Origin of the sequence: Polaromonas sp. LjRoot131, assembly GCF_964252805.1 — a bacterium.
Lineage (GTDB): Bacteria > Pseudomonadota > Gammaproteobacteria > Burkholderiales > Burkholderiaceae_C > Polaromonas.
Window position 1 is genome coordinate 1 of record NZ_CAXUPF020000001.1, and the last position, 26,556, is coordinate 26,556.

Consider the following 26,556-nt stretch of genomic DNA (forward strand, 5'->3'; position numbering starts at 1 on the left):
CAGAACTCAGCAAAGAGCACAGAGGAGAGGGAGCGCGCAGCCGGAGCAAGACCCGGCCAGCAGAACCAAGCAGAGAAAACTCCCCATCGCAAGAACACCGAAGTAAACTAAAACCCAACCCCAAGAACCATGACAACCCCCCCTTACGACCCGCAATGGTTGCGCGAGCTCCGCGCAGGCGCAACCGTACCCCCGTTGCGCCCGCGCGTCCCCCTCTGGGCCGGCGAATCCATGATCGGCTCAGTGGAACCCGGCTTCTTCCACAAGCTGGCCCTCCACACCATGACCGACGGCGACCACCCGCTCCTCAAGGAAGAGCGCCCCGGAACCCTGGGCTGGCGCGTGATGGGTGACGTCACGACCAGCCTGAACAAGATTGCGGTCGCGCTGCACGAAGCGGGCCTGGCCGGCGCCTGGCGTGACGAGCAGCTGGCGGTGCCGGACCAGTTCGGCCACCGCAAGGGTACGGTGGAGCGTGCGGCTGTGCGGCCGCTGGGCATCACCACGCTGGCGGTGCACCTGGTGGGGCAGTCGCCGGACGGGCGCTTCTGGGTGCAGCAGCGGGCTTTCGACAAATCCAACGACCCGGGCCTGTGGGACACATTGATGGGCGGCATGGTGTCTGCTGCCGACACGGTGGAAACGGCGCTGGTGCGCGAGACCTGGGAGGAAGCCGGCTTGCACACGGCTGCGCTGCAGGCCATGCGCTACGGCGGGCAGTTGGCGACGCGGCGGCCGGCTACCGACGGCAATGGCGCGGGTTATGTGGTGGAAGACATCGACTGGTATGTCTGCACCGTGCCTGAGGGCATGGCGCCGGACAACCAGGACGGCGAGGTCGAGCAGTTCCGCCTGATGGAGGTCGGGGAACTGGTGGCCGCGCTGCAGCGCGGCGAGTTCACCACCGAGGCGGCGCTGATTCTTTCAGATGCCATGGGCCTCACGGCCTGACCCTCAGAACAGCCCTGTCAGACCTGGTCTGGGAGGGCGGAAGCGCGCAGCCGGTTGGGTGCGAGCGCGCCGGCCGAATCGAGGATCGGATAAGCGATCGAGCAGATGTGCGAGTTGATGCGCTTGAGCTCGCTGATCAGGTCGATGTGCAGCGAACTGGTTTCCAGGCTTTGCACCGTGTTGGCCGAGAGCCGGCCCAGGTGGGTGGTGGCGTAGGCGCGCTCCAGGTCGCGGAAACGGGCTTTTTCCTCGAGCAGTTTTTGCGCGTCGCGCACCGTGCCGTTGAGGAACACACTCATGCCCAGGCGCAGGTTGTCCACCAGGCGCTCGTGCAGCTCGACGATCTCGGCCATGCCGGCTTCCGAGAAATTGCGGCCGGGCTTGATTTTCTTGTCCTCGATGTCGATCAGCACGCGCTCGATGATGTCGCCGATCTGCTCCATGTTGATGGTGAAGCTGATGATGTCGGTCCAGCGGCGGCTTTCCTCCTCGGCCAGCGCCTCGCGCGAGATCTTGGTCAGGTAGTACTTGATTGAGGAATACAGCTCGTCGACAGCGTCGTCCATCTTGCGCAGGTCCTCGGCCAGCTTGAGGTCGTTGTTGCGTATGACCTGCAGCACGCCCAGCAGCATGCTTTCCACCACGTCGGCCTGGTGCAGCGCCTCACGCGCCGCGCAGGAGATCGCCAGCGAGGGCGTGGCCAGCGCGGAAGGGTCCAGGTGTTGGGGCCGGCCGCCGGCCTTGTTCTTTTCAGGCTTGGGCAGCAGTTTTTCGACCCAGCGCGCGATCACCTGCGTCCAGCCTATGAAGACCACGCCCACCAGCATGTTGAAGGTCAGGTGGAACAGCACGACCACGGTGGCCGCCTCGCCCAGGTAGGGCCGCACGTGGCGCAGCCACAGGCCGATCAGGGGCGCGGCGATGACGATGCCCAGCAGCTTGAACAGCAGGTTGCCCAGGGGCACCTGCCGCACTTCGATGGGCGAGCGCATCGTGGTCAGCACGGCCAGCAGGCCGCTGCCGAGGTTGGCGCCCAGCACCAGGCCCAGCGCGACGTCGAGGGGGATCACGCCCGAAGCGGCCAGCGTGGCCGTGAGCAGCACGATGGCCAGGCTGGAATAGGACACCACGGCCAGAAAGGCGCCGGCGGTGATCTCGAGCAGCAGGTCGCTGCTCAGCGAACCCAGCAAGGCCTTGACGGCCGGCGCTTTCGTGAGCACTTCGGTGGAGGCCGTGACCAGGCGCAGCGCCAGCAGCATCAGGCCCAGGCCTATCAGCACGCGGCCCACGCGCCCGAGGTTGGTGTCCTGGCGCGAGATGAACAGCACCACACCGACAAAGATGAAAAGCGGCGACAGCCAGGACAGGTCGAAGGAGAACACCACGGCCATCAGGCTGGTGCCCACGTCCGCGCCCAGCATGACGGCCAGCGCCAGCGGCAGGGTGACCAGGCCCTGGCCGACGAAGGAGGAGACGATGAGCGAGGTGGCGGTGCTGGACTGCACCAGCGCTGTGACGCCTATGCCCGAGACCGCGGCGGCGAGCCGGTTGCTGATGCTGACGGCCAGCACGTGGCGCAGGTTGGCGCCGAAGACCCGCAGGATGCCGGTACGTACCAGGTGGGTGCCCCAGACCAGCAGCGCGATGGCCGCCAGGAGATTCAACAAATGCTTCATGCGGTGATTGTCCGTTCTACAGGGCCTGGGCGATGTGCCGCAGGTGTCAGGGGAGCCAGGGGCGTCAACAGGCTTTCGAGGCCGGTCATCAGGTGGTAAAGCGAGGAGGCCGGCGAGGGCGCAAGGTCAAAGCCGCCGTCTTCCCGCTGCCATTCATGCCAGAGGCCGGGTACCTCGGTGGCGAGGAAACGCATCAAGCCGGAAAAACTGCCGGCCGCGGCGGCCTGGAAAGCCTCGGTCCCGGCCGCGTCGCCCATGCCTTGCGCGGCGAACAGCAGCGAGGTCCTGAGCCTCTCGGTCTGCGCCCACAGCCGGGCACGGCGGTCCGTGGCCTGGCCGGCTTCGTTGACGGCAAACAGCGCGACCTGGCGCGCGGCATCGATGCCGAAGCCGCGGCCGAAGTTCTCGAGTGCGATGGCCTGGCTGCGTGCCTTGATGCCCAGCCAACCTTCCGCCTGCAGCAGAAGGTAAGCCCATTCAAATTGGTGGCCGGGTTCATACAGCCGCTCCTGCGGCGCGCCCAGCGGGGCCCAGCCTGCTGTGAAAAGCTCACCGACCGCGCTGTTGGCGGGATTGATCAAGCGTGTGGTGGCCAGCTGGCACAGCGCCAGGGCCGAGGTGCGGAAGCTGCCCTCTATGCCCATGGCCACCCAGGCCAGCAGAGCCTCGAGCAGATGCATGAGCGGGTTGGACTTGAGGATGGGCTGGTGCGGCAGGCCGTCGTAATAGCCGCCGCCGTCATGCGCCAGCGCGGCTTCAATCTGCCGCAGCAGGGTTTGCCCGGTGTCCAGCAATGCTTGCGGCCGGCCTTCGGCTTCATAGGCATGGGCCAGCGCGAACAGCACAAACGCCTGGTCGTAGAGGTCTATGCTTTCGTCGGCGGTGTCCAGCGTGCTGCGGAACAGGCCGTCGGGCCGGGGATAGCGCGACAGCATGAAAGACAGGCCGTGCCGCATGGCCGCCTGCCAGGGACCGGTCCAGCCGAGGGCGCCGGCGCGGGCATAGACATAGGTCTGCCGCGCCTGCACGCGCACGCGCACCGGCTTGCCGATGGGCAGGCCGTCCTGGCCCAGCTTTTCGTGGAAGCCGCCTCCCTCGTGGTCCGCGCCGCGTTCCCACCACAGGGGCAGGGCAGACTCAAACAGCCAGTGTTTTGCGTGTCGGCGTGTGTCGGCAAGAAAAGAAGGGAAGGACTCTGGGGGCATCAAGCGTGGCGGAATAAAAAAGCGAGTTCGGCGGTCAGGTGCTGGTCGTCGGGCTGCTGCAGCGCGGCCTCCAGCAGCGGCAGGCGCGCGGTGACAAGCTGTGCGGCCAGGCGCAGGCGCTCGCCGACGTCGGGGGTGGGATTGTCGCCGCTTTTCACCAAGCCGACGGCGACCACGACCGTGAGCAGTTCGGGCAGGGCCGCGAGGGCCTCGGGCTGCTGCGCCGGCTGGCCGGCCCAGGGCGGCAGGCTGGCGTCGCGCACCGGCCGCGCCGCGGCCAGGGCCCGCAGCACGGCGGCGCACAGGGCGGCGTGGTCGCGCGGCGAGGCCTTGGCCTCCTGCGCGCGGGCGATGAGGCCTGCGTGCTGCTCCAGCACCTGCCAGAAAGCCTCGTCAATCGCCTGCTGGCGCGCGATCAGCGCGCTGCCGGGCTTGCCCGCCAGCGCGTGGCGCAGCAGCCAGTAAAAGGCGTTGGTGAAATGCTGCGATGGATTTTTCGGGTCGCTTTGCTGCAGGAAAAAATCGGCCATCGGCTGCAGTTCAAAGTGCAGGGTGCGGTAGGCGGCGTCCGGCAGCACGGCGACGGCCGCGGCCTGCTGCGCGACCTGCAGCGTGGAGAAGGTGGCCTGGGCCGTCGAGTCGATCAGGTGGTGCAGCTTGTGCAGCGTGCCGGCCTCGTTGCGTGGCTCGGCCTGCTTGACCAGGCTGCTGCCGACATCCTGCAGCAGCCAGTGCGCGCCGCGCTGCAGGTTGAAGCCGAAGGTGCGCAGTTCGTCCTTGAGCGCCAGCTGCACGGCGGTGCGCGTCGGCTGCACGGTGCGGGCCGGGCGGGCGGTGGGCAATATGTTGTGTGTCATGAAAATCCCATCAATGGTTTACGTTAGCATGACAGCCGGACGGGGAGGGCCTGAAGCCTGATTTTGCACCCCAAACCGGCCTAAATTGGCCAAATTGGCCAAATCGGTCACTTCCCCAGAATCAGGAGCCGCCTTGCCCAAACCCGCGAAAACCCCCGCCGAAGGCAAAGCTGTCATGCAAGCGCCGACTGCCGCCGAACTGGATGCGCCGCTCGCGGGCGCGGGGCCCAGCCAGCGCAACAAGCGCATGCGCCTGCGCGTGGCCTGGATGTATTTCGTCGAGGAGATGACGCAGAACGAGATCGCGCAGCGCCTGGGCATAGGCCGGGTCACCGTGGTGCGGCTGCTGTCCGACCTGCGCGAGCGCAACGAGATCAAGTTCAGCATCGAAACCGGCGTGCCCGAATGCATCGCGCTGGAGCGCGAGCTCGAAAGGCTTTTCGGCCTCGGCGAGGCGGTGGTGGCGCCGGTGTCGGATGCCGACGTCGATGCCACGGTGCCCATCGCCGCGGCCACCGGCCAGTACATGGCCGGCCTGCTGCGCCCCGGCATGCGCATAGGCCTGGGCTGGGGCCGCACGCTGCACGAGTCGCTGCGTTTCATGAGCGAGGCGCCGGTCGCCGACCTCGGCGTGATTTCACTGCTGGGCGGCATCACCAAGGTCAGGCGCTTCAACCCTTCCGAGTTCGCCTGGCGGTTTTCCAGCCTGTTCCAGGCCGAGTGTTATTTGATGACGGCGCCCGCCGTCGTCGATTCGCCGCAGACGCGGCAGACCCTGATCGACCATTGCGGCCTGGGTGAGGTCTTCGACAACGCCAAACTGCTGGACGCCGTGCTGGTGAGCGTCGGCGACGTGTCGCCCGAAGGCACGGCCTACCGCTACGGCGTGATGCCCGAAGAACTGCGCCGCCGCGTCGTCAAGATGGGGGCCGTGGGCGATCTGCTGTTCCACTATTACGACCGCAAGGGCGAACTCATCAATGACCCGATCCAGGGCCGCGTGATGTCGGTGCCCGTCGAGACGCTCAAGGCCGTTCCGCAGCGCATCCTGGCTTCGGGCGGCGTTGGCAAGGCCGAGGCCCTGCTGGGCGCGCTGCGCCTGATCAAACCCACCACCCTGATCACCGATGAACACGCCGCGAGGGCCTTGATCAAGCTCGCCGGCCAGGCCGGCTGAAGCGCCGGCCCAGGCTTCTCCCACCTCTCGGGGATTACCCCTAAATCGCGGCTGATTCGCCATCAGCCCGTGGTTTTTGCTTGCGCTCATGATGTACATAAGTATAAGATTAAGATCAAATGTACACAAGCGCGGGAGTTGAACCGTCGCCGTACCGGTCTTTCAAATCGACGAAATGGGGTATTGGATGAATGGTTTTACGCCCAGCGGCCTGGCCGCTGACCTGCTCAGGCTCGAGGCTTCGGGCAAACCGGTGCGCATAGGCCTGATCGGCTCGGGAATGATGGGCACGGACATCGTGACCCAGGTGCTGCAGATGCGCGGCATCGTGGTCGCGGCGATTGCCGACATCAACGTGCCGGCCGCCGTCGCCGCGCTGGCGTCGGCCGGCCATAACCCCGACGCGCACCGCGTGGTCAACACGGCCAGCGCCCTGGAGCAGGCGATACGGGATCGCCGCATCGCCATCACGCAGGACGCGCAACTGGTCTGCGCCTGCGGCCTGATCGACGTGGTCGTCGACGCCACCGGCAAACCTGCCGTCGGCGCGCAGATAGGCCTGACCGCGATGGAGCACGGCAAACACCTGGTGATGATGAACGTCGAGGCCGACGTCACCATAGGCGCCTACCTCAAGCACGAGGCCGACCGCCTGGGCGTCATCTATTCGCTGGGCGCGGGCGACGAGCCCAGCGCGGCCATCGAGCTGATCAACTTCGTCTCGGCGCTGGGCTACCCGGTGATTGCCGCCGGCAAGGGCAAGAACAACCCGCTCAACGTCGACGCGACACCGGACGACTACACCGAGGAAGCCCTGGGCAAGGGACTGAACCCGCGCATGCTGGTCGAGTTCGTCGACGGCTCCAAGACAGCTGTCGAGATGTCGGCCATCGCCAACGCCACCGGCCTGGTGCCCGACATCGCCGGCATGCACGGCCCCAACGCCTCGCTGGAAGACCTGCACAAGGTGCTGTGCCCGGTGGCCGACGGCGGCATCCTCACACGCAAGGGCGTGGTTGACTACACCGTCGGCAAAGGCGTGGCGCCCGGCGTCTTCGTGGTCGCCGAGATGGCGCACCCGCGGCTGCGCGAGCGCATGGACTACCTCAAGCTGGGCACCGGCCCTTATTACACCTTCTACCGGCCCTACCACCTGTGTAGCCTGGAAGTGCCGCTGACCTGCGCGCGCGCCGTGCTCTACGGCCTCGCCGACATGGCGCCGCTGCCCAAGCCCTCGGCCGAAGTCTGCGCGCTGGCCAAGTGCGACCTGAAGCCCGGCGACCGGCTGGACGCGATCGGTGAATACACCTACCGCGCCTGGGCCATGGCGGCCGATGACGCGCGCGCGAAGAACGCCGTGCCTTGCGGCTTGATTGAACGCGGCACGGTGAGGGCGCACATCCGCAAGGGCGAGTTGCTGACCTACGCCAACGTCGCGGTCGACCCGGATTCGCGCATCGTCGAGCTGCGCCGTCGCCAGGACGAGCTGGTCTACGGCGTGCTGGAGCACGCATGAACGCCGTGCTCAAACCCACAACCCCCGAGGCCTATACCCGCCTGGGCAAGGCGGCCCTGCACAAGGCCCTGCGCCAGATGGTGTTGATACGCCGCTTTGAGGAAGGCGCCGAGCAGGCCTATATGCGCGGCCTGGTGCACGGCACCATGCACCTGTCGATAGGCCAGGAGGCCAGCGCCGTCGGCGTCGGCATCAACCTGGGCGCCGCGGACTGCATCACCTCCACGCATCGCGGCCACGGCCACTGCATCGCCAAGGGCGCGGAGCCCAAATACATGTTCGCCGAATTTTTCGGCAAGGACACCGGCTACTGCCGCGGCCGCGGCGGCTCCATGCACATCGCCGACGTGGCGGGCGGCAACCTGGGCGCCAACGGCATCGTGGGCGGCGGCATCCCGATCGCGGTCGGCGCCGCGCTGGCACTCAAGCAGATGAAAAAGCCCAACGTCGTGGTCTGCTTTTTCGGCGACGGCGCCAACAACGAAGGCGCTTTCCATGAGGGCCTGAACATGGCGGCGATCTGGAAGTTGCCCGTGGTCTTTGTCTGCGAGAACAACAAGTACGGCATGTCGACCTCGACCGAGCGCTCCACCGCCGTGAAGAAGATCGCCACGCGCGCGCTGGCCTACGACATGCCCGGCCTCACGGTGGACGGCAACAATTTTTCCGACGTCGCCGAAGCGGCGCACACGGCGATTGAACGCGCGCGCGCCGGCGGCGGCCCGACCCTGATCGAATGCCTGACCTACCGGCACCGCGGCCATTCCAAAAGCGACCGCAACCGCTACCGGACCAAGGAAGAGATCGAGTCCTGGGTCGAACGCGACCCCATCGTGCTCTTCGAACAGGATTTGCTCAGGCACGGAATGATTGAACAGGATGAAGTGGACGCACTGGTGAAAAGCGTGGAACAGGAAATCGAGGACGCGGTGGAATTCGCGAAAGACAGCCCGGCGCCCGACATCGCCAGCCTGACGGATTTTGTCTATGCCGCGCCCGTGGCGGAGGCCGCCCATGGCTGAAGCAGTGCGTGAACTGACTTATTCGCAGGCCATCCAGGAAGCCCTGGGCATCGCGATGGAGCGCGACGAGCGTGTCTTCCTGATGGGCGAGGACATCGGCGTCTATGGCGGCGCCTTCCAGGTCACCGGCGATTTGGTGCAGCGCTTCGGCGAGGAGCGCGTGATGGACACGCCGATCTCCGAACTCGGCGGCGCGGGCGTCGCGGTCGGCGCGGCGCTGATGGGGCGGCGGCCCGTCTATGAATTCCAGTTTTCCGACTTCGCATCCCTGGCGATGGAGCAGATCGTCAACCAGGCGGCCAAGATGCGCTTCATGCTGGGCGGCAAGGCTTCGGTGCCGCTGGTGATGCGTTTCCCCAGCGGATCCGGCACCGGTGCTGCGGCCCAGCACAGCCAGAGCCTGGAAGCCTGGTTTGCCCACGTGCCCGGCCTCAAGGTGGTGCAACCCTCGACGCCGCACGACGCCAAGGGCATGCTGCTGGCGGCCATCGAAGACCCGGACCCGGTGATGTTCTTCGAGCACAAGCTGCTCTACAAGATGAAGGGCCCGGTGCCGGAAGGCTATTACACCGAGCCGCTGCACGAGGCGCGCGTGCGCCGCGAGGGCAGCGACATCACGATTGCCGCGACCGCGATCATGGTGCACCGCGCGCTGGAGGCCGCCGAGTTGCTCGCGGCCCAGGGCATTTCGGCCGAGGTGGTGGATTTGCGTTCGCTGCGTCCGCTGGACCACTCCACGCTGATCCGGAGCGTGAGCAAGACCACCCGCCTGGTCTGCGTCTACGAAGGCACCAAGCAGCTGGGCATAGGCGCCGAGGTCAGCGCGATGATCGCCGAGAGTTCTGCCTTCGATCGGCTGGATGCGCCCATCATCCGGCTGGGCGGCGCGGACTGCCCCTTGCCCTACAACCCCGAACTCGAAAAAGCCGCGGTGCCCCAGGTGCCCGACATCGTCGCGGCGGTGAAACGTTCATTGCTGGTGAGGGCCTGAGCATGGCGGTGGAACTGATACTGCCGCGCGTCGACATGGACATGAGCGAAGGCAAGATCGCGCATTGGTACGTCAAGAACGGCGATACCGTGACCAAGGGCCAGGTCGTGTTCGAGATCGAGACCGACAAGGCGACCATGGAGATCGACGCGGCGGCCGACGGCATCGTGCAGGGCATAGATGGCGTGGTCGGTGTGACCATGCCGGTCGGGCAGATCGTCGGCTGGATTTTGCAGCCTGGGGAGGCGGTGCCGGCTTCGGTCGCTGCGCCTGACGCGCCGCAGGCCGTGGCTGAAGTCTCTGCGCCGGTGGCCGCTGTCGTAGGGCCTGAAGTCAGCAGCGCAGGCAAAGCCACACTGCTGCGCGCCACACCGCTGGCCCGCAGCCTCGCGCGCGAACGTGGCATTGATTTGAACAAGGTCAGCGGCTCCGGCCCCGACGGCCGCGTGCTGGCCGCCGACCTGGCGGGCACCAAACGTCCCGCAAGCCAGGCCACCACAGGCGCCCTGAACCTGCACTGGTTTTCACGCCACGAGGGTGCACCGCTGGTGCTGCTGCATGGTTTCGGCACTTCGCAGGGGTCCTGGCGACTGCTGGCCGACCAGCTGCGCGACCTTCCGGTGCTGGGCATAGACCTGCCCAACCACGGCAAGTCGCCGCGCGCGGAGACGCCCAATTTCGCCGCCGTCGCGCAAGCCGTGCTGGACCGGCTGGACAACGAGGGCATCAACGAAGTCCACCTGCTGGGCCACTCCATGGGGGGCGGCACGGCCTTGGCACTCACAGGCCTGCTTGGTTCCCGCCTGCGCTCGCTGACCTTGCTGGCCCCGGCCGGGCTGGGCCCCGAGATCAATGGCGCTTTTGTGGACGGCATCCTGCGCGCGAACAGCGAAGCCAGCCTGCGCCCCTGGCTGGCCCAGCTGTTCGGCGACGCCTCGCGACTGAGCGGCTCGTTTGTCGCGACGGCCTTGCAGGAACTCGGCAACGAGACCAAACGCGCCGGCCTCGCTGCCATGGCGGCCAGCCTGGTGCCCGACGGCACCCAGGCCGAGTCCTTGCGCAGCCGCCTGGAGGGGCTTGTCATGCCGGTGAAACTGCTCTGGGGTAGGCTGGACCGCGTGCTGCCGATACAGCAGGCCGAGGGCCTGCCCGGCAATGTGGCGCTGCACACCTTGCCGGCGACAGGCCATCTGCCGCAGATCGAGGCGGCGCCGCTGGTCGCGGCCCTGGTGCGGCAGCAACTGGGCGCCTCGGCCTTCGCGTCTTCTTCCCTGCAAGCTTCATGACATCAACGACCATGCGAATTCTTGTCAGCAACGACGACGGACATTTCTCACCGGGGCTGGCCGCCCTGGAGCGCGCCGCCGCCAGCCTCAGCGACGACGTCTGGGTGGTCGCGCCGCAAGACAAGCGCAGCAGCAAGGGCCACAGCATTTCGCTGCATGAGCCCTTCACCATGACACGCCTGGGCGTACGGCGTTATGCCTGCTCGGGCACGCCGGCCGATTGCGCGATCGCGGCCTTTGCCTGGCTGTTCGCCGACTCACACAAACCCACACTGGTGCTCTCGGGCATCAACGACGGCCGCAACATAGCCGAAGACATCGCCTACTCGGGCACCATGGCGATTGCGCGCGAGGCGAGCTTCTGGGGTGTGCCCGCGATCGGTTTTTCCGCGCCCAACGGCAGCGATCTTGAATCGCCCGAGGTCGCCGCCTGGCTGGAGCGCCTGGTGCGCCATTTCGGCGAAACCCTGGACGAGTGGCACCATCCCGACACCTGGCTCAGCGTCAACCTGCCGGCCGTGCTGCCCGCGCCCCTGCGCCATGCGGCGCCGGGCCGGGCCAAGATCGCGGCCGCGATCACCGCCGAAAAAGCCGGGCCCGACACGACGGTCCTGCGCTACGACAAGGGCCGTGCCGGCACGGCCCAGGCCGGCGACGAGCAATCGCAGCTCGAAGCAGGGTTTGCGACGGTTTACCGACTGCGCTGGAATGGCTACGCTAGCCTGGAAGACTCGCTGCTGGACGGCATCAACGATGCCGCCCTGCAATCCACCACCCACCCATGACGAGACCGCCTTGGCCATGAACCCTTTCGATTTGCCCCTCAAGGTCTTGCGCCACCTGCCAAGCCCGCTGGACCTGCCCCTGGCGCTCAAGGAGCTGTCGGACGGCATGCGGGCACGCGTGGGGCCGCGGCCGGCCGTCACCGCGAAGAAGCACCTGCCGCTGGTCGACGACAGCCAGGTCAGCGGCATCCAGATTGGCGAGGTCAGCGGCGACGCGGCCATCGTCTGGGCGCGCCTGCCGTATGCGGCCGATGTTGAAATCGCCTGGAGCGCCGACGGCGAGGCCGGGCCGTGGCACACGCTGCGTGCGCCGCAGGCGCTTGAGGTGACCGACTACACCACGCGGCTGGCGCTCTCGAGCCTGCCGCGCAATGCGACGATTTCGCTGGTCGTTACCGCCTACGGGCTGGAGGCCGCGCATGCCGGGCCCTGGGTGCGGCGCTCCAGCTTTCGCTCCGCGCCCGACACGGCACGGACTATCCGGTTTGCGTGGTCGGCCGACGTCAACGGCCAGGGTTTCGGCATCAACCCCGAGTGGGGCGGCCTCAAGATGTTCGAGACCATACGCCGGCGCGAGCTTGATTTCTTTGTGCACTGCGGCGACACGATTTATGCCGACCACCCGCTGCAGCACCGGGTCGACGACGAGCGCGGCCGCAGCTGGACCAATGTGGTGACCCTGGCCAAGACCCGCGTCGCCGAAAGCATTGAGGACTACCGCGGCAACTTCCGCTACAACTGGCTGGACCCGCATTTCACGAAGTTCTGCGCCGAGGTGCCGCAAATCATCATGTGGGACGACCACGAGGTCGTCAACAACTGGTCGCCCTCGCTGGACCTGATGCGCGACAAGCGCTATGTGGGCAAGGACCTCAAGCTGCTGGCCGCGACGGCCGCGCGCGCCTTCCGCGAATACTCGCCCATGCCGCTGGAAGGCTTCGGCGGCGCCGGCCTGCTGTACCGGCGCGTGCAATACGGGCCGCTGCTCGACGTGTTTGTCGTCGACATGCAGACGCACCGCGGGCCGAATTCGCACAACACGCAGACCGAAGGCCCGGGCACGGCCTTCCTCGGCGACGCGCAAATCAAGTGGCTGCAGCAGGAGCTGCTGGCCTCCACCGCGCAATGGAAGGTCATCGCGGCGGGCATGCCCATAGGCACCAACGTCGCCGACGGCCATGACACCGAGGGCCGGGTCAAGTGGCAGGGCGTGGCCAACGGCGACGACGGCGAGCCCAGCGGCCGCGAGATCGAGCTGGCCGGCTTGCTGTCCTTCATCAAGGCGAACGCCATCCACAACATCGTCTGGCTCTGCGCCGATGTGCATTACACGGCCGCGCATTATTTCGATCCCGAGCAGGCGGTGTTCAAGGACTTCCTGCCCTTCTGGGAGTTTGTCTCGGGGCCGTTGCATGCGGGCTCCTACGGCCCCTTCAACCCCGATGCGACCTTCGGCAACCAGGTGCGTTACTCGCGCGCTTCGCCGGTGCGCGGCGCCAGCCCGGCCGCCGGCTACCAGTTTTTCGGCGAGGTGGAGATTGATCCCGCTTCGCGCTGCCTCACCGTCAAGCTCTGTGACCTTGAGGGGGTCGTGCTCCACACGGAGGTCATAGCGCCCCAATAGCTGAAGTTGCCAGGTTTTTTCGTGACCGCATTTTGATAACTAAATAGATAGCTAGGAGACAAAGATGAAACGACGTTCCCTGATCCAGGCGGCCGGTGGGCTGGCCGCGTTTTGCGCCGTGGCGCAGCTGCGGGCACAGCCGGCGGCGATTTCCAAAATCATCGTGCCCTTCGCGCCTGGCGCGGGCAGCGATGCGATGGCGAGGTTTTTCGGCTCAGAGCTCAGCAAGTCCATGGGCCGGCAGTTCGTCATCGACAACCGCACCGGCGCCGGCGGCGCGGTGGGCGCCGACCTGGTGGCCAAGGCGCCGCCCGATGGGCAGACCCTGCTGTTCATCGCCTCGCCCTTTACCACGGTGGCGGCTTCGGGCGGCACGCCCAAATACGACCCGACGCAGTTCGCGCCCGTGGCCATCATGGGGGCGGGCCCGCTGCTGTTTGCCTCGCACCCCAGCCTGCCGGGTAACAACCTGCGCGAGGCCATAGACCACATCAAGACCAACCCGGGCAAGTACAACTACGGTTCGGCCGGCAACGGCAGCATCAACCACCTGGTGGTGGAACTGCTCAAGCAGCGCACCCACACCGCGATTGTTCACATCCCTTACCGCGGCATTGCGTTTGCAACCACCGACCTGCTGGCCGGGCAGCTCCAGTTCATGACCGGCAGCGTGCCGGCCTTGATGCCTTACATCAAGGACGGCAAGGTCAAGGCCCTGGCGCTGACCTCCAAGGACCGCGCGCCCAGCGTGCCCGGCGTGCCGGGCATGGAGGAACTGGGCTTCAAGGACTTCGACGTCAACAACTACTGGGGCCTGATGGCGCCCCCGGGCACGCCGGCGGCGATCACATCGGAACTCAATGCCGCGATCAACAAGCTGATCGCACAGCCGGCCGTCGCCGCCCGGCTGCGCCAGGATGCGACCGAGCCGACCTTGCTCGAAGGCGCGGCAATCTCAGCCTATGTGGCGGCCGACTACCAGCGCTGGAAGCACCTGATCACCTCGACCAATATGAAGCTCGGTTGAGCCGGGGAGTTGCTGGGCTCAGGAGCGCTGGCGCGCGAGTGCCAGTGCTTTTTGCATCGCGGGCCGGTGTTCTATCAGCGAGCGGCTTTGCCAGGCCGGTTGCAGGCCGGTCATCTGGTCGAGAAAACAGGTCGCGGTCGAGCTGTCTTCGGCGATGTTTTCGACATAGCTGGCCCAGCGCGGACCGGTGAGCGCGGCCGCATCCAGCGTGAGCGCGGCCGTGCCGGCATTGCTGTGCAGGGCCTGCAGCAGGGTCAGCACAAAACTTGTGAGGGGAAGCGCCGCGGCGTTGGCGGAAACATCGCGCAGCACGGGGGGCTGGGCTTCCAGCAGTTTTTGCAGCAGCAGGCCCAGGATGAAATGCCGGAAATCGGCGGCGTCCAGCGCCTCATAGGGCGTATACAGCTCGACCAGCTCGGCCCAGGCAAAAAATGCCTTCGCCAGGCTTTCTTCATCCACCGCCCAGCTTGAAGAGGGTGCCACGGCATGGCCTTGCAGCGCCTCGCCGAAGGCCTGCCTGAACCAGCTCCAGCTCTGCGCCCGGGAATGCAGGGCGGGCTCGCCGGCCCACTCCGCCGCAAGCGGCTCAAGGATGGAGGCTGTCATGGGACTCGCAGGGGCCGCGGCCTAGCTGGTTTTGCGGACCCGCAGCAGCTCGTCCAGGATCAGGCAGACCGCGCCTATGGTGATGGCGCTGTCGGCGATGTTGAACGAGGGGAAATACCAGCCCGCCCAGTGGAACTGCAGGAAGTCCACGACGTAGCCGTGCATGGTGCGGTCTATGACGTTGCCCAGCGCGCCGCCCAGGATGCAGGCCAGCGCGAAGGAGAACAGCTTTTGCCCCGGATGCGAACGCAGCATCCACAGGATGAACAGCGCGGCGGCGATGCCGATGGCGGTGAAGAACCAGCGCTGCCAGCCCGAGGCTTCAGCCAGGAAGGAAAAGGCCGCGCCGGTGTTGTGCACCCGCACGACGTTGAAGAAGCTGGTCACGTAAGTGGAATCGCCCAGGCGGTAGTAGCCCAGGATCAGCACCTTGGTGAACTGGTCGGCGATGAGGATGATCAGCGCCAGGCCCAGCCAGGGCAGCAGCAAACTCGGGGAGCGGGTGAAGGTGGTTTTGGGCATCAGGCGAACTTCCGCGCTTCACCGGCGCCAAACAGGTTGCTGGTGCAGCGGCCGCAGATCGTCGGGTGAGCCAGATCGTGGCCCACGTCGGCGCGGTAGTGCCAGCAGCGTTCGCACTTGGTCGCCTCTGATGCATTCACTTCCACCGCAAAGCCTGCACCTGAGGTTTCCTCCAGTCGCGCTGCCGATGTTATGAGCACAAACCTCAAATCGTCTCCTAACGAGGAGAGCTCGGAGAACAAAGGTTGTTGGCACTTGATGGTGACTTCGGCTTGTAGAGATGAACCGACTTTTCCGTCAGCGCGCAAGGCCTCGATTTCTTTGTTCACCACGGCTCGCGTTTGCAGGATATCCCCCCACTTGGCCAGCAACGCCGCGTCGGGCGCGGGGAACTCGGCATAGGTCTCCATGAAGATGGATTCCGAGGTGCCGAACACCTTCCAGGCCTCTTCCGCCGTGAAGCTCAGGAACGGCGCCATCCAGCGCAGCATGGCGTGCGTGATGCGCCAGAGCGCGGTCTGCGCGCTGCGGCGGGCCAGCGATTTGGGACCGGTGGTGTAGAGCCGGTCTTTCAGGATGTCGAGGTAGAAAGAGCCCAGGTCTTCGCTGCAATAGATCTGCAGCTTGGAGACCACCGGGTGGAATTCATAGACCTCGTAGTGCGCCAGGATGTCGGCCTGCAGCTGCGACGCGCGGCTCAGCGCGTAGCGGTCGATTTCCAGCATCTGCTCAAACGGCACGGCATCCTTGGCCGAGTCGAAGTCGCTGACGTTGGCCATCAGGAAGCGCAGCGTGTTGCGGATGCGGCGGTAGGCGTCGACCACGCGGGCCAGGATCTTGTCGTCGATGCCCAGGTCGCCCGAGTAGTCGGTCGAGGCGCACCACAGGCGGATGATCTCGGCGCCCAGCTTGTCGCTGACCTCTTGCGGCACCACGACGTTGCCTTCGCTCTTGCTCATCTTGCGGCCCTTGCCGTCCACGGTGAAGCCGTGCGTGAGCAGGCCCTTGTAGGGCGCGCGGTCGTACATCGCGCAGGCGGTGAGCAGCGAGGAATGGAACCAGCCGCGGTGCTGGTCGTGGCCTTCGAGGTAGAGGTCGGCCGGCCAGGTCGACTGTGCGGCGTGGCTGTGGCGCAGCACGTGGTCGTGCGTGGTGCCGGAGTCGAACCAGACGTCGAGGATGTCGGTGCTCTTGATGTAGTCGGCGGCCTCGGCGCCCAGGATGGACTCGGCGCTGGCCTTGCTCCAGGCCTCGATGCCGCCGGCCTCCACCATGTGGGCGGCCTGGTCCATGATTTCCATGGTGCGCGGGTGCAGCTCGCCGGTGGCGGTGTGGATGAAAAAGGGCAGGGGAACGCCCCAGTTGCGCTGGCGGCTGATGCACCAGTCGGGCCGGCCGGCGATCATGTCGCGCAGGCGGACCTTGCCGTTTTCGGGGTAGAAGCTGGTTTCCTCGATGGCGGCCAGGGCCAGTTCGCGCAGGGTCTTGCCGGCCTTGTCACTGGCGAAGACGCCCTGGGTGCCGGCGGTTTCGCCGTCCATGCGGATGAACCACTGGGCCGCCGCGCGGTAGATCACCGGCGTCTTGTGGCGCCAGCAATGCGGGTAGCTGTGCACGATGTCCTGGGTGGCGAAGAGGCGGCCGTGCTCGCGCAGCTTCTCGATGACCAGCGGCGCGGCTTTCCAGATGTTGAGGCCGCCGAACATCGGCAGCTCGTCAACGTAGCGGCCGTTGCCCTGCACCGGGTTGAGGATGTCCTCATGGGCGATGCCGTTGGAGACGCAGGAGTTAAAGTCTTCCACGCCGTAGGCGGGCGAGGAGTGCACGATACCGGTGCCGTCGTCGGCGGTCGCGTAGTCGGCCAGGAACACCGGGCTGAAACGTTGGTAGCCCGGATCGACGTCGTAGAAGGGATGCTCGAAGTTGATCTTCGCGAGGTTTTCGCCCTTGGTGACAGCGATGACGCGTCCTTCGAGCTGGAAGCGCTCCAGGCATTTTTCGACCAGCACCGAGGCCAGCACCAGCAGCCCGCGCTCGGTATCGACCAGCGAATATTCGAGGTCCGGGTTCAGGTTCAGCGCCTGGTTGGCGGGGATGGTCCAGGCGGTCGTCGTCCAGATGACCGCGAAGGCATCCTTGCTCAGCGTGGCCTGGCCGAAAGCCAGCGCCAGCTTTTGCGGCTCGGCGCATTTGAAGCCGACGTCCAGCGTCTGCGACTTCTTGTCGGCGTATTCGATTTCAAACTCGGCCAGCGAGGAACCGCAGTCAAAGCACCAGTACACGGGTTTCAGGCCGCGGTAGACGAAGCCGCGTTCCATGATGCGTTTGAGCGCACGGATTTCATTGGCCTCGTTGGCGAAATCCATGGTGCGGTAGGGGTTGTCCCATTCGCCGAGCACGCCCAGGCGCTTGAAGTCGGCCCGCTGGCCCTCGATCTGCTCGGTCGCGAAGGCGCGGCTCTTGGCCTGCACCTCGTCGCGCGGCAGGTTGCGGCCGTGAAGCTTTTCGATGGCGTTTTCGATCGGCAGGCCGTGGCAGTCCCAGCCGGGCACGTAGATCGCGTCCAGGCCCTTGAGCTGGCGCGCCTTGACGATCATGTCCTTGAGGACCTTGTTGACGGCGTGGCCGATGTGGATCTTGCCGTTGGCATAGGGCGGGCCGTCGTGCAGCACGAACTTGGGCTTGCCGGCGCGCACGTCGCGCAGCTTTTTGTAAATGCCCTTGTCGTCCCATTCCTTGGCCCAGCCGGCCTCGCGCTTGGGCAGGTCGCCGCGCATGGGAAACGGGGTGTCTGGCAGGTTCAGGGTGCTGCGGTAATCGGTTTTGGTCTCGGACATGGGATGCTTTTGTTAGGGCGGCCTGGGAAAGCGGGGCCGCCGGCAGTACGGTGGGGAGGAAAGCCATCCGCCGTGGGAGCAGGGCGGGGCCAGAGGCGACGAGATCGTCTAAATTCGGTCGCGCGTGGTCTGGCGGCTGGTTTCCGTGTGCATGGCGGCTGAAAACGGCTGCGGTGCCTGGGCAAAAAACGCCCGAGCCTCGTCGCAGTCCTTGGCGATGCCTGTTTTCAGGCTCTCCAGGCTGTCGTATTTCAGTTCGTCGTGCAGTTTGTGCAGCAGTTCCACGCGGATGATTTTACCGTATGCCCCCTCGGGCCCAAGGCCGGCGGGCCATTCGAGGCAATGCGTCTCCAGCAGCACCCGCCCGCCGTTGACGTCGGCCGGGTCCAGCGAGGGGCGTATGCCCAGGTTGGCGACGCCCGGGAGGGGCTTGTCGCCCAAGCCGTGCACCTGGACCGCAAAAATCCCGCCGGCCGCCGGTTTCCAGTGCGAAAAGCGCAGGTTGAGGGTGCGAAAACCGAGGTCGCGCCCGAGTTTGCGGCCGTGCACCACGTGGCCGGAGACGCTGTAAGGCCGCCCCAGCAGGCCGGCGACGCGGTCCATGCGGCCCTGGGCCAGCGCTTCGCGCACGGCGGAACTGGACACCCGGGCGCCGTGCACCTCGTAGCTGTTCATGCGGGCGACGTCAAAGCCCAGGCGCTCGCCGGCGGCGTCCAGCATGGCGTAGTCGCCCACGCGCTTGGCGCCGAAGCGGAAGTCGTCGCCCACCAGCACGTATTTCACGCCCAGGCCGCGCACCAGCACGTCCTGGATAAAGGCCTCGGCCGGCTGGGAGGCCAGGGCGGCATTAAAGGGCAGGACCACGCACTGGTCTATGCCGCAGCGCGCGAGTTCGGTGAGCTTGTCGCGCAGGGTGGCGATGCGGGCCGGCGCCAGTTCGGGCTTGCGCGCCACGGCCGCGAAATAGTCGCGCGGATGGGGCTCGAAGCTCATCACGCAGCTGGGCGCGCCCCGGTGCTGGGCCTCGTTCTTCAGCAGCGCCAGCATGGCCTGGTGGCCGCGGTGCACCCCGTCGAAGTTGCCTATGGTCAGGGCGCAGTGTTCGGCCAGCTGGGGATGGTGGTAGCCACGGAAAACTTTCATAGGGGCAATTATCGTTTTTGTAGCGCCTGAGCCCGGCCAAACGGGGCTTGAACGTGGTTAATGGGGGATTTGGGGGCGTTTTTCATGATTTCACTGTATATTGATACACAGTTAGCCCAGTACCGTGTTTCCATGCGTCGTCCACCTTGATGGAGGTTCGTTTTGAAGGTCTTGAAGCTCTCAGCCCAGGGATTGCCACAGTCGTGGATCAGCCTTGAACAAGCCGTGTTGCACTACGCGGCCGACGAGGTGCGCTGGGAGATGGGCGCGCGGGTGGTGGTCTTCCACGGCGGCCACAATGCGATCACGGGCCAGCAGTCCATCATCACGGTCAATAGCATCATCGGCACCAAGGGCGTGCCTAACATCAACCCCTTCGACCTCAAACCGGGCCTGACCAACGGCAAGCTGTTCGCCCGCGACCGCAATGTGTGCGCCTACTGCGGCGGGCATTTCCATGAGGAAGACCTGACGCGCGAGCACATCATCCCCTTCGCGCAGAACGGCATAGACACCTGGATGAACGTGGTGACGGCCTGCCGCGCCTGCAATCACCGCAAAAGCAGCCGCACACCCGAGCAGGCCCACATGCCGCTGCTCTACACGCCTTATGTGCCCAGCCTCTGGGAAGACTTCATTCTGCGCAACCGCCGCATCCTGGCGGACCAGATGGAGTTTTTGATGGCGCACATCCCGAAAACGTCACGCCTGCACGCGTAACGTTTCCGGGGCCGGCTCAGGCGAATACGCCGGCCGTCTCCTGCATCCGCTCCGATACCTCGCCCAGGTGATGCAGCGTGTCGCCAAAGGTCATTTCGAGCTGGGTCAGCTTCTTGAAATAGTGGCTCACGATGTATTCGTCGGTCACGCCTATGCCGCCGTGCAGCTGCACCGCCTGCTGGCCGACAAAACGCATGGACACGCCGAGCTGGTATTTGGCGCGCGCCAGGGCCCGACGGCGCTCGTCGGCCGGGGCGTTGAGCTTGAGCGAGGCGTAATAACTCATGGAACGCGCCAGCTCCAGTTGCATCTTCATGTCGGCCACGCGGTGGCGCAGCGCCTGGAAGCTGCTGATGGCCACGCCGAACTGCTTGCGCGTGTTCATGTACTCGACGGTGATGGCCAGGGTCTTGTCCATCACGCCCACGGCTTCGGCGCAGGCCGCGGCGATGCCGATGTCGACCGCTTGGGCCAGGGCCGTGAGGCCGTCCAGCGTGACCAGCGCGGTGGGCGCGTTCTTGAGCACCACCTCGGCGGCACGGCCGCCGTCCTGCGTGCCGTAGCCGCGCGTCGTGACGCCGGCTGCCGTGCGCTCGACCACAAACAGCGCGAGCTTGCCCTTGGCCATCGCGGGCACGATGAAGGCATCGGCCTGGTCGCCGGCCGGGACAATGCTTTTGATGCCGTTCAGCGTCCAGGCGTCGCCGGCCGCAGTGGCCGTGGCTTCGCATTTTTCAAAGTCGTAGCGCGCCGCGCGTTCCTGGTAGGCCAGCACCACCAGGCTTTCACCTGAGGCAATGTTGGGCAGCCAGGCGGTCTTGACGGCGGCCGGCGCATAGCCGGCGAGCACGGCGCCGACGATCAGCGCCTGGGCAAAAGGCTCCAGCACGATGCCGCGGCCCAGCTCTTCCATCACCACCATGCCCTCGACCGGGCCCATGCCCAAGCCGCCGTCGGCCTCGGGGATGTAGAGGCCGGTCAGGCCCAGTTCGGCGATCTGGCCGTAAGCCTCGCGCGAGAAGCCGCCGGCTTTGGCGATGCCGCGGCGGCGCTCGAAGTCGTAGCCCTTGTCCACCCATTTGCGCACGGCGTCGCGCAGCTGTTCCTGGTCGTCGGTGAAATCGAAATCCATGATGTTTTCCTTAGAGCCGGTATTAGCCGAGGACGACTTGCGAGACGATGTTTCGTTGCACTTCGTTGGAGCCGCCGTAAATCGTGGTCTTGCGCATGTTGAAGTAAGTGGATGCCAGCGGCGCGTCGCCCGCCAGGCCGCCGGGGAAGTCGCCCTGCCAGCCGGCTTCCATGGCTTCTTCGATGAAGGGCAGGCTGAAGGGGCCGGCGGCCAGCATCATGAGCTCGCTGTAGCGCTGCTGGATCTCGCTGCCGCGGATTTTGAGCAGGCCGGCGATGTCCAGCGAGTTCTTGCCCGATTTTTCGGCCGAGAGCACGCGCAGCACCAGCATTTCGAGCGCCACCACGTCGACCTCGAGTTTGGCGATCTCGTCGCGAAAGCGCTGGTCGTCATAGACGCCTTCGGCCTTGGCGATGCGTTTGAGGCGCTCGAGCTCGCGTTTGGCGCGGTTCACGTCGGCGATGTTGGTGCGCTCGTGGCTCAGCAGGTGTTTGGCGTAGGTCCAGCCCTTGTTCTCCTCGCCGATCAGGTTTTCGGCCGGCACTTCGACGTTGTCGAACCAGACCTCATTGACCTCGGCCTCGCCGTCCAGCAGCACGATGGGGCGCACCGTCACGCCGGGCGACTTCATGTCGATCAGCAGAAACGAAATACCGGTCTGCGGTTTGCCTTCGGTGCTGGTGCGTACCAGGCAGAAAATCCATTCGCCGTACTGGCCCAGCGTGGTCCAGGTCTTCTGGCCGTTGACGAGGTATTTGTCGCCCTGGCGCTCGGCCCGGCACTTGACCGAGGCCAGGTCGGAACCGGAGCCCGGCTCGCTGTAACCCTGGCTCCACCAGACTTCGCCGCTGGCGATGCCCGGCAGGAAGCGCTTTTGCTGCTCGGCGGTACCGAAAGCCATGATCACAGGTGCCACCATCACCGGGCCGAAGGGCACGACGCGCGGCGCTCCGGCCAGCGCGCACTCTTCCTCAAACAAATGCTTTTGCACCGCGTTCCAGCCCGGGCCGCCGAATTCCTTGGGCCAGCCATGGCCCAGCCAGCCTTTTTTGCCGAGGATCTTGGCCCAGCGCTGCATGTCGTCACGCGTCAGCCGCAGGGCGTTGTGCACCTTGTGCGAAATGTCGGCCGGCAGGTTGGCGCGGACCCAGGCGCGAATCTCTTCGCGGAAAGCCTGTTCTTCAAGGGTGAAAGCTAAATCCATGGCGGGATGTCTCCGGATCGGTTGGCGGCGGTTCTGCAGTCGCCTGCAGTCGATTTCTTATTTTTAGCACGGTCGTTCGTAATTTTATGTCTCAGGTGGGACATCGGCAAAACGGTCGCCGGCCGGCTTCCTGCCCCGTTCTAAACTAGAGGGCTATGGCCAGCGCGAACAAACCGAACAAAAACATCGTCATCCTGATTTCCGGCAGCGGCTCCAACATGGCCGCCATCGCCCGGGCGGCGGACAAGGAAGGCTGGCGCGGCCTCTACGGCGCGCAGGTGGCCGCCGTCATCAGCAACCGGGCGGACGCCGCCGGGCTGGACCTGGCCCGAAGCCTGGGCATCGCCACCGCCGTCGTGCCGCACAAGGACTTTGCTTCACGCGAAGCCTTTGACGCCGAACTGATGGCGCGCATAGACGGCTACACGCCGGCGCTGGTGGTGCTGGCCGGCTTCATGCGCATCCTGACGCCCGGCTTTGTGAAGCACTACGCGGGACGGCTCATCAACATCCACCCCTCGCTGCTGCCGGCCTTCACCGGCCTCAACACGCACCAGCGCGCGATAGACGCCGGCTGCAAGGTCGCGGGCGCCACGGTGCATGAAGTCACGGCCGAACTCGACCACGGCGCCACCCTGGCGCAGGCCGTGGTGCCGGTGCTGCCGGGTGACACGGCCGAGACCCTGGCCGCGCGTGTGCTCACGCAGGAGCACCTGATCTTCCCGCAAGCCGTGCGTGGGTTTTTCGAACGCGGGGCCTGAGACTTTAGGCCCTTGCCGGCCCCCCCCGGGGGCTCACTTCTTGTTGCCAGTGATGGCCGTGGAAAAGTTGAAACCGAATCTGTTTTGAATCCAGCGGGCCCCGCGCCCCGTATTCATCACAGCCGCTTGAATCATGGTGATTTCGGCTCTTGGTTCAACTTCTTCCAAAGGACTTCACATGCAGACCCCACACAAACTCGCTTCCATCGGCCTCGCGCTGGCCCTGTCGTTCGCCGCGCTTCCCTCCTTCGCGCAAGTCATGGTGGGCGGCGCGCCCATGCTGGCCAGCAAGGACATCATCGACAACGCCGTCAACTCCAAGGACCACACCACGCTGGTCGCGGCGGTCAAGGCCGCGGGCCTGGTCGACACGCTCAAAGGCCCGGGCCCGTTCACGGTGTTCGCGCCCACCAACGCCGCTTTCGCGGCGCTGCCCGCCGGCACGGTGGACACCCTGCTCAAGCCCGAGAACAAGGGCATGCTGACCGGCGTGCTGACCTACCACGTGGTGGCCGGCAAGTGGGATGCCGCCGCCATCAGCAAGATGATTGCCGACGGCAAGGGCATGGCCTCCATCAAGACGGTCGCCGGCGGCACGCTGGTGGCCAAATCGAGCGGCGGCAAGGTCACGGTGACCGATGAAAAGGGTGGGGTGGCCACCGTGAGCATCGCCGACGTCTACCAGTCCAATGGCGTGATCCACGTGGTCGACAAGGTAATGCTGCCTAAGTAAGGCTGAAGCGGGGCTTTTGACCAGGCCCGTGCGTCGTGCACGGGCCTGCTTGCATTCGCTCAGGCCTGTTTGCGCAGGTGCAATGCAGCTTTCACGATGCTTTGCGCATCGACGCTGAAAAATTCACGCAGCGCGGCGCGTGTGTCGCTGCGGCCGAAGCCGTCGGTGCCCAGGGTCAGGTAGCGCCGGCCTTCGGGCAGGAAGGCGCGAATGCTTTCGGGAACGGCGCGCACATAGTCGGTGGCGGCGATGATGGGGCCGGAACTTGCCTTCAACTGCTGCGCGACGAAGGCCTCAGCCTGCGCTTCACCGCTGAGCGCTGCGTGCTGGCAGGCCGCGCCGTCGCGCGCGAGTTCGCTCCAGCTGGTCACGCTGTACACCGTGGCGGCGATGCCCTGCTGCGCGAGTTGCTGCGCGGCCTTGATGACTTCGGTGAGGATGGCGCCCGATCCCATCAGGGTCACTTCGCCGGTGGCCTTCTTGCCGGCGGGGAGGAAGCTGTCGAAGCGGTAGCAGCCGCGGATGATGTCGGCCTCGGCGCCGGGCCGCAAGTCGGGCTGGGCGTAGTTCTCGTTCATCAGCGTGACGTAATAGAAGACGTCCTTCTGCTCGACCATCATTTCCCGCATGCCGCGGTCCAGGATCACGGCGAGTTCGCCGGCGAAGGCCGGGTCGTAGGCCTTGCAGTTGGGGATGGTGGCGGCGATCAGGTGGCTGCTGCCGTCCTGGTGCTGCAGGCCTTCGCCGCCCAGGGTGGTGCGGCCTGAGGTGGCGCCCAGCAGGAAGCCGCGTGCGCGCTGGTCGGCGGCGGCCCAGATCTGGTCGCCCACGCGCTGGAAGCCGAACATGGAGTAATAGATATAGAAGGGCAGCATGGCCAGGCCGTGCACGCTGTAGCTGGTGGCCGCGGCCGTCCAGCTGGCCAGGGCGCCGGCCTCGCTGATGCCCTCCTCGAGGATCTGGCCGTCGAGCGCCTCGCGGTAGCTCAGCACCGAGCCTATGTCTTCGGGCGCATAACGCTGGCCCACGCTGGAGTAGATGCCGACCTGCTTGAACAGGTTGGCCATGCCGAAGGTGCGCGCCTCGTCGGCGACGATGGGCACGATCTTCGGACCGAGCGCCGAATCCTTGAGCAGGCCGCCCAGCATGCGCACAAAGGCCATGGTGGTGCTCATTTCCTTGCCATCGGCGGCGAGCGCGAACTGGGCGTAGGAGGGCAGGGCCGGGATGTCCACGACGTCGGCCGCGGTTTCACGCCGCGGCAGGTATCCGCCCAGCGCCGCGCGCCTGGCGTGCATGTACTGCATCTCGGCGCTGTCGGCGGCGGGTTTGTAGAAGGCCAGGTTTCTGGCCTGCTCGTCGGAGAGCGGCAGGTTGAAGCGGTTGCGGAATTCGACCAGGTCCTCGCCGTCGAATTTTTTCTGCGAATGTGTGGTCATGCGGCCCTGGCCGGCGCTGCCCATGCCGTAGCCTTTTTTGGTGTGGGCCAGGATCACGGTGGGCTGGCCCTGGTGGTTGGCGGCCGCGGCATAGGCGGCGTGGATTTTCACGAGGTCGTGGCCGCCGCGTTTGAGGCGGTCTATCTGCTCGTCGGTCATGCCCTGGGCCAGGCGCGCGAGTTCGGCGTTCTGGCCGAAGAAGTTGTCGCGGTTGAAACGCCCGTCTTTCGCGGCGAAGGTCTGCATCTGGCCGTCCACCGTCTGCGCGAAGGCCTGGGTCAGCGCGCCGGTGAGGTCGCGCGCGAACAGGCCGTCCCAGTCGCTGCCCCAGACCAGCTTGATGACGTTCCAGCCGGCGCCGGCAAACAGCTTTTCGAGCTCGTCGATGATGCGGCCGTTGCCGCGAACCGGGCCGTCCAGGCGCTGCAGGTTGCAGTTGACGACCCAGACCATGTTGTCCAGGCCTTCGCGCGCGGCCAGGGTCAGCGCGCTCATGGATTCGGGCTCGTCCATCTCGCCGTCGCCGAACACGCCCCAGACCTTGCGGCCCGTGCAGTCGAGCAAACGCCGGTGCGTGAGGTAGCGCATGAAGCGCGCGTGGTAGATGGAGCTGATGGGGCCTATGCCCATGGAGCCGGTGGGGAACTGCCAGAAGTCCGGCATCAGATAAGGGTGAGGGTAGCTGCACAGGCCTTGCGCGCCCTGGCCGGGTGCGCTGAGTTCCTGGCGGTAAAAGCCCAGGTCTTTTTCGCTGAGGCGGCCTTCGAGGTAGGCGCGTGCATAGACGCCGGGCGCGCTGTGCGGCTGGAAGAACACCAGGTCACCGCGATGCTGCCCTTGGCCGACGCCTTCGCGCGCGCGGAAGAAATGGTTGAAGCCGGTTTCAAACAGGTCGGCCGCGCTGGCGTAGCTGGCAATGTGGCCGCCGAGTTCGGCGGAGCCGCCGGTTTCGACCTGGTTGGCGCGCACCACCATGGCCAGCGCATTCCATCGCATCAGCGAGGCCAGGCGCTCTTCCATCGCGAGGTCGCCGGGGAACACGGGCTGCTCGTCCACAGCGATGGTATTCATATAAGGCGTGGCCAGCTCGGGCTGCCAGCCTATGCGCTGCTTGCGGGCGACGCGGCTCAGTTCGCCCAGCATGTGCCGCGCCCGGGCGGGGCCGTGGGTCAGGGCCAGCGCCTCAAAGGCTTCACGCCATTCGGCGGTTTCTTGTGGGTCGGGATCGGCGGGCGTTGCGGCCTGCATCAGCAAATGGTGGGGAGTGGAGTCGTTCATGGCAGAAACGACTGTACGCAGCTTTTCCCGGAAGGTGTAACCTCAATATCGGGGTTTCAGACCA

At 66.0% G+C, this 26,556-nt stretch carries 22 protein-coding genes; 12 read left to right on the forward strand and 10 right to left on the reverse strand.

Going from position 1 to position 26,556, the window contains the following annotated elements; genetic code table 11:
* Window positions 1-129: 129 nt before the first annotated feature.
* On the forward strand, window positions 130-951 hold the full coding sequence (locus ACSQ27_RS00005; protein WP_436153437.1) for an NUDIX hydrolase: 822 nt from the start codon (window positions 130-132) through the stop codon (window positions 949-951).
* Between the two features lie 17 nt (window positions 952-968).
* Here the strand turns inward: ACSQ27_RS00005 and ACSQ27_RS00010 are convergent, their stop codons facing one another.
* Genes ACSQ27_RS00010 through ACSQ27_RS00020 form a run of 3 tightly spaced genes read right to left on the reverse strand, consistent with a single transcriptional unit; the run spans window position 969 to window position 4,689 of the window.
* Entirely contained in the window at window positions 969-2,627 is a 1,659-nt protein-coding gene (locus tag ACSQ27_RS00010; RefSeq protein WP_436153438.1) for a Na/Pi cotransporter family protein, read from the reverse strand.
* Entirely contained in the window at window positions 2,624-3,832 is a 1,209-nt protein-coding gene (locus ACSQ27_RS00015) for an AGE family epimerase/isomerase (RefSeq protein WP_436153439.1), read from the reverse strand. Before ACSQ27_RS00015 ends, ACSQ27_RS00010 begins: the two co-directional genes overlap by 4 nt.
* Window positions 3,832-4,689, reverse strand: a complete 858-nt coding sequence (locus ACSQ27_RS00020; RefSeq protein ID WP_436153440.1) for a hypothetical protein — start codon at window positions 4,687-4,689, stop codon at window positions 3,832-3,834. Before ACSQ27_RS00020 ends, ACSQ27_RS00015 begins: the two co-directional genes overlap by 1 nt.
* 175 nt (window positions 4,690-4,864) lie before the next feature.
* Here ACSQ27_RS00020 and ACSQ27_RS00025 point away from each other — a divergent pair, with 175 nt between their 5' ends.
* The 8 genes from ACSQ27_RS00025 (at window position 4,865) to ACSQ27_RS00060 (ending at window position 14,117) form a co-directional block, all read left to right on the forward strand.
* On the forward strand, window positions 4,865-5,866 hold the full coding sequence (locus ACSQ27_RS00025; protein WP_436153441.1) for a sugar-binding transcriptional regulator: 1,002 nt from the start codon (window positions 4,865-4,867) through the stop codon (window positions 5,864-5,866).
* Window positions 5,867-6,053: 187 nt separating this feature from the next.
* Window positions 6,054-7,382: an NAD(P)H-dependent oxidoreductase gene (locus tag ACSQ27_RS00030; protein WP_436153442.1), complete on the forward strand. Its 1,329-nt coding sequence runs from the start codon at window positions 6,054-6,056 to the stop codon at window positions 7,380-7,382.
* Window positions 7,379-8,404: a pyruvate dehydrogenase (acetyl-transferring) E1 component subunit alpha gene (gene pdhA / locus ACSQ27_RS00035; RefSeq protein ID WP_436153443.1), complete on the forward strand. Its 1,026-nt coding sequence runs from the start codon at window positions 7,379-7,381 to the stop codon at window positions 8,402-8,404. Before ACSQ27_RS00030 ends, pdhA begins: the two co-directional genes overlap by 4 nt.
* Complete coding sequence (locus ACSQ27_RS00040; RefSeq protein ID WP_436153444.1) at window positions 8,397-9,395, forward strand: alpha-ketoacid dehydrogenase subunit beta; 999 nt, start codon at window positions 8,397-8,399, stop codon at window positions 9,393-9,395. The genes pdhA and ACSQ27_RS00040 overlap by 8 nt, the downstream gene beginning before the upstream one ends.
* Window positions 9,396-9,397: 2 nt before the next feature.
* Window positions 9,398-10,681: an acetoin dehydrogenase dihydrolipoyllysine-residue acetyltransferase subunit gene (locus ACSQ27_RS00045; RefSeq protein WP_436153445.1), complete on the forward strand. Its 1,284-nt coding sequence runs from the start codon at window positions 9,398-9,400 to the stop codon at window positions 10,679-10,681.
* An 11-nt stretch (window positions 10,682-10,692) separates the two neighbouring features.
* On the forward strand, window positions 10,693-11,466 hold the full coding sequence (locus ACSQ27_RS00050; RefSeq protein ID WP_436153446.1) for a 5'/3'-nucleotidase SurE: 774 nt from the start codon (window positions 10,693-10,695) through the stop codon (window positions 11,464-11,466).
* A 16-nt stretch (window positions 11,467-11,482) separates the two neighbouring features.
* The gene (locus ACSQ27_RS00055) at window positions 11,483-13,090 is read left to right on the forward strand and encodes an alkaline phosphatase D family protein (protein WP_436155368.1); all 1,608 of its coding nucleotides are present in this window, start codon (window positions 11,483-11,485) and stop codon (window positions 13,088-13,090) included.
* Window positions 13,091-13,154: 64 nt separating this feature from the next.
* Window positions 13,155-14,117 carry a tripartite tricarboxylate transporter substrate binding protein gene (locus ACSQ27_RS00060; protein ID WP_436153447.1) on the forward strand — a complete coding sequence of 321 codons (963 nt, stop codon included), beginning with the start codon at window positions 13,155-13,157 and terminating at the stop codon, window positions 14,115-14,117.
* 18 nt (window positions 14,118-14,135) lie between these two features.
* Here the strand turns inward: ACSQ27_RS00060 and ACSQ27_RS00065 are convergent, their stop codons facing one another.
* The 4 genes from ACSQ27_RS00065 to ACSQ27_RS00080 form a co-directional block, all read right to left on the reverse strand.
* Window positions 14,136-14,723 carry a hypothetical protein gene (locus ACSQ27_RS00065; protein ID WP_436153448.1) on the reverse strand — a complete coding sequence of 196 codons (588 nt, stop codon included), beginning with the start codon at window positions 14,721-14,723 and terminating at the stop codon, window positions 14,136-14,138.
* 21 nt (window positions 14,724-14,744) lie between these two features.
* Complete coding sequence (gene lspA / locus ACSQ27_RS00070) at window positions 14,745-15,245, reverse strand: signal peptidase II (RefSeq protein ID WP_436153449.1); 501 nt, start codon at window positions 15,243-15,245, stop codon at window positions 14,745-14,747.
* Window positions 15,245-18,082: an isoleucine--tRNA ligase gene (gene ileS / locus ACSQ27_RS00075; RefSeq protein ID WP_436153450.1), complete on the reverse strand. Its 2,838-nt coding sequence runs from the start codon at window positions 18,080-18,082 to the stop codon at window positions 15,245-15,247. The genes lspA and ileS overlap by 1 nt, the downstream gene beginning before the upstream one ends.
* 108 nt (window positions 18,083-18,190) lie before the next feature.
* Entirely contained in the window at window positions 18,191-19,225 is a 1,035-nt protein-coding gene (locus ACSQ27_RS00080) for a bifunctional riboflavin kinase/FAD synthetase (RefSeq protein WP_436153451.1), read from the reverse strand.
* Between the two features lie 162 nt (window positions 19,226-19,387).
* Between ACSQ27_RS00080 and ACSQ27_RS00085 the strand changes: the two genes are divergently transcribed.
* Complete coding sequence (locus tag ACSQ27_RS00085; RefSeq protein ID WP_436153452.1) at window positions 19,388-19,945, forward strand: HNH endonuclease; 558 nt, start codon at window positions 19,388-19,390, stop codon at window positions 19,943-19,945.
* A gap of 16 nt (window positions 19,946-19,961) precedes the next feature.
* Here ACSQ27_RS00085 and ACSQ27_RS00090 read toward each other — a convergent pair whose 3' ends face one another.
* A complete protein-coding gene (locus ACSQ27_RS00090) occupies window positions 19,962-21,077 on the reverse strand; it encodes an acyl-CoA dehydrogenase family protein (protein ID WP_436153453.1) in 1,116 nt (371 codons plus the stop codon).
* Window positions 21,078-21,099: 22 nt separating this feature from the next.
* Window positions 21,100-22,281: an acyl-CoA dehydrogenase family protein gene (locus ACSQ27_RS00095; RefSeq protein ID WP_436153454.1), complete on the reverse strand. Its 1,182-nt coding sequence runs from the start codon at window positions 22,279-22,281 to the stop codon at window positions 21,100-21,102.
* Between the two features lie 155 nt (window positions 22,282-22,436).
* Between ACSQ27_RS00095 and purN the strand changes: the two genes are divergently transcribed.
* Together purN and ACSQ27_RS00105 are read left to right on the forward strand one after the other, a co-directional pair.
* Complete coding sequence (gene purN / locus ACSQ27_RS00100) at window positions 22,437-23,042, forward strand: phosphoribosylglycinamide formyltransferase (RefSeq protein ID WP_436153455.1); 606 nt, start codon at window positions 22,437-22,439, stop codon at window positions 23,040-23,042.
* 178 nt (window positions 23,043-23,220) lie between these two features.
* Entirely contained in the window at window positions 23,221-23,775 is a 555-nt protein-coding gene (locus tag ACSQ27_RS00105; protein ID WP_436153456.1) for a fasciclin domain-containing protein, read from the forward strand.
* A 59-nt stretch (window positions 23,776-23,834) separates the two neighbouring features.
* Here ACSQ27_RS00105 and mdeB read toward each other — a convergent pair whose 3' ends face one another.
* Window positions 23,835-26,492 carry an alpha-ketoglutarate dehydrogenase gene (gene mdeB, locus ACSQ27_RS00110; RefSeq protein WP_436153457.1) on the reverse strand — a complete coding sequence of 886 codons (2,658 nt, stop codon included), beginning with the start codon at window positions 26,490-26,492 and terminating at the stop codon, window positions 23,835-23,837.
* Between the last annotated feature and the right edge of the window lie 64 nt (window positions 26,493-26,556).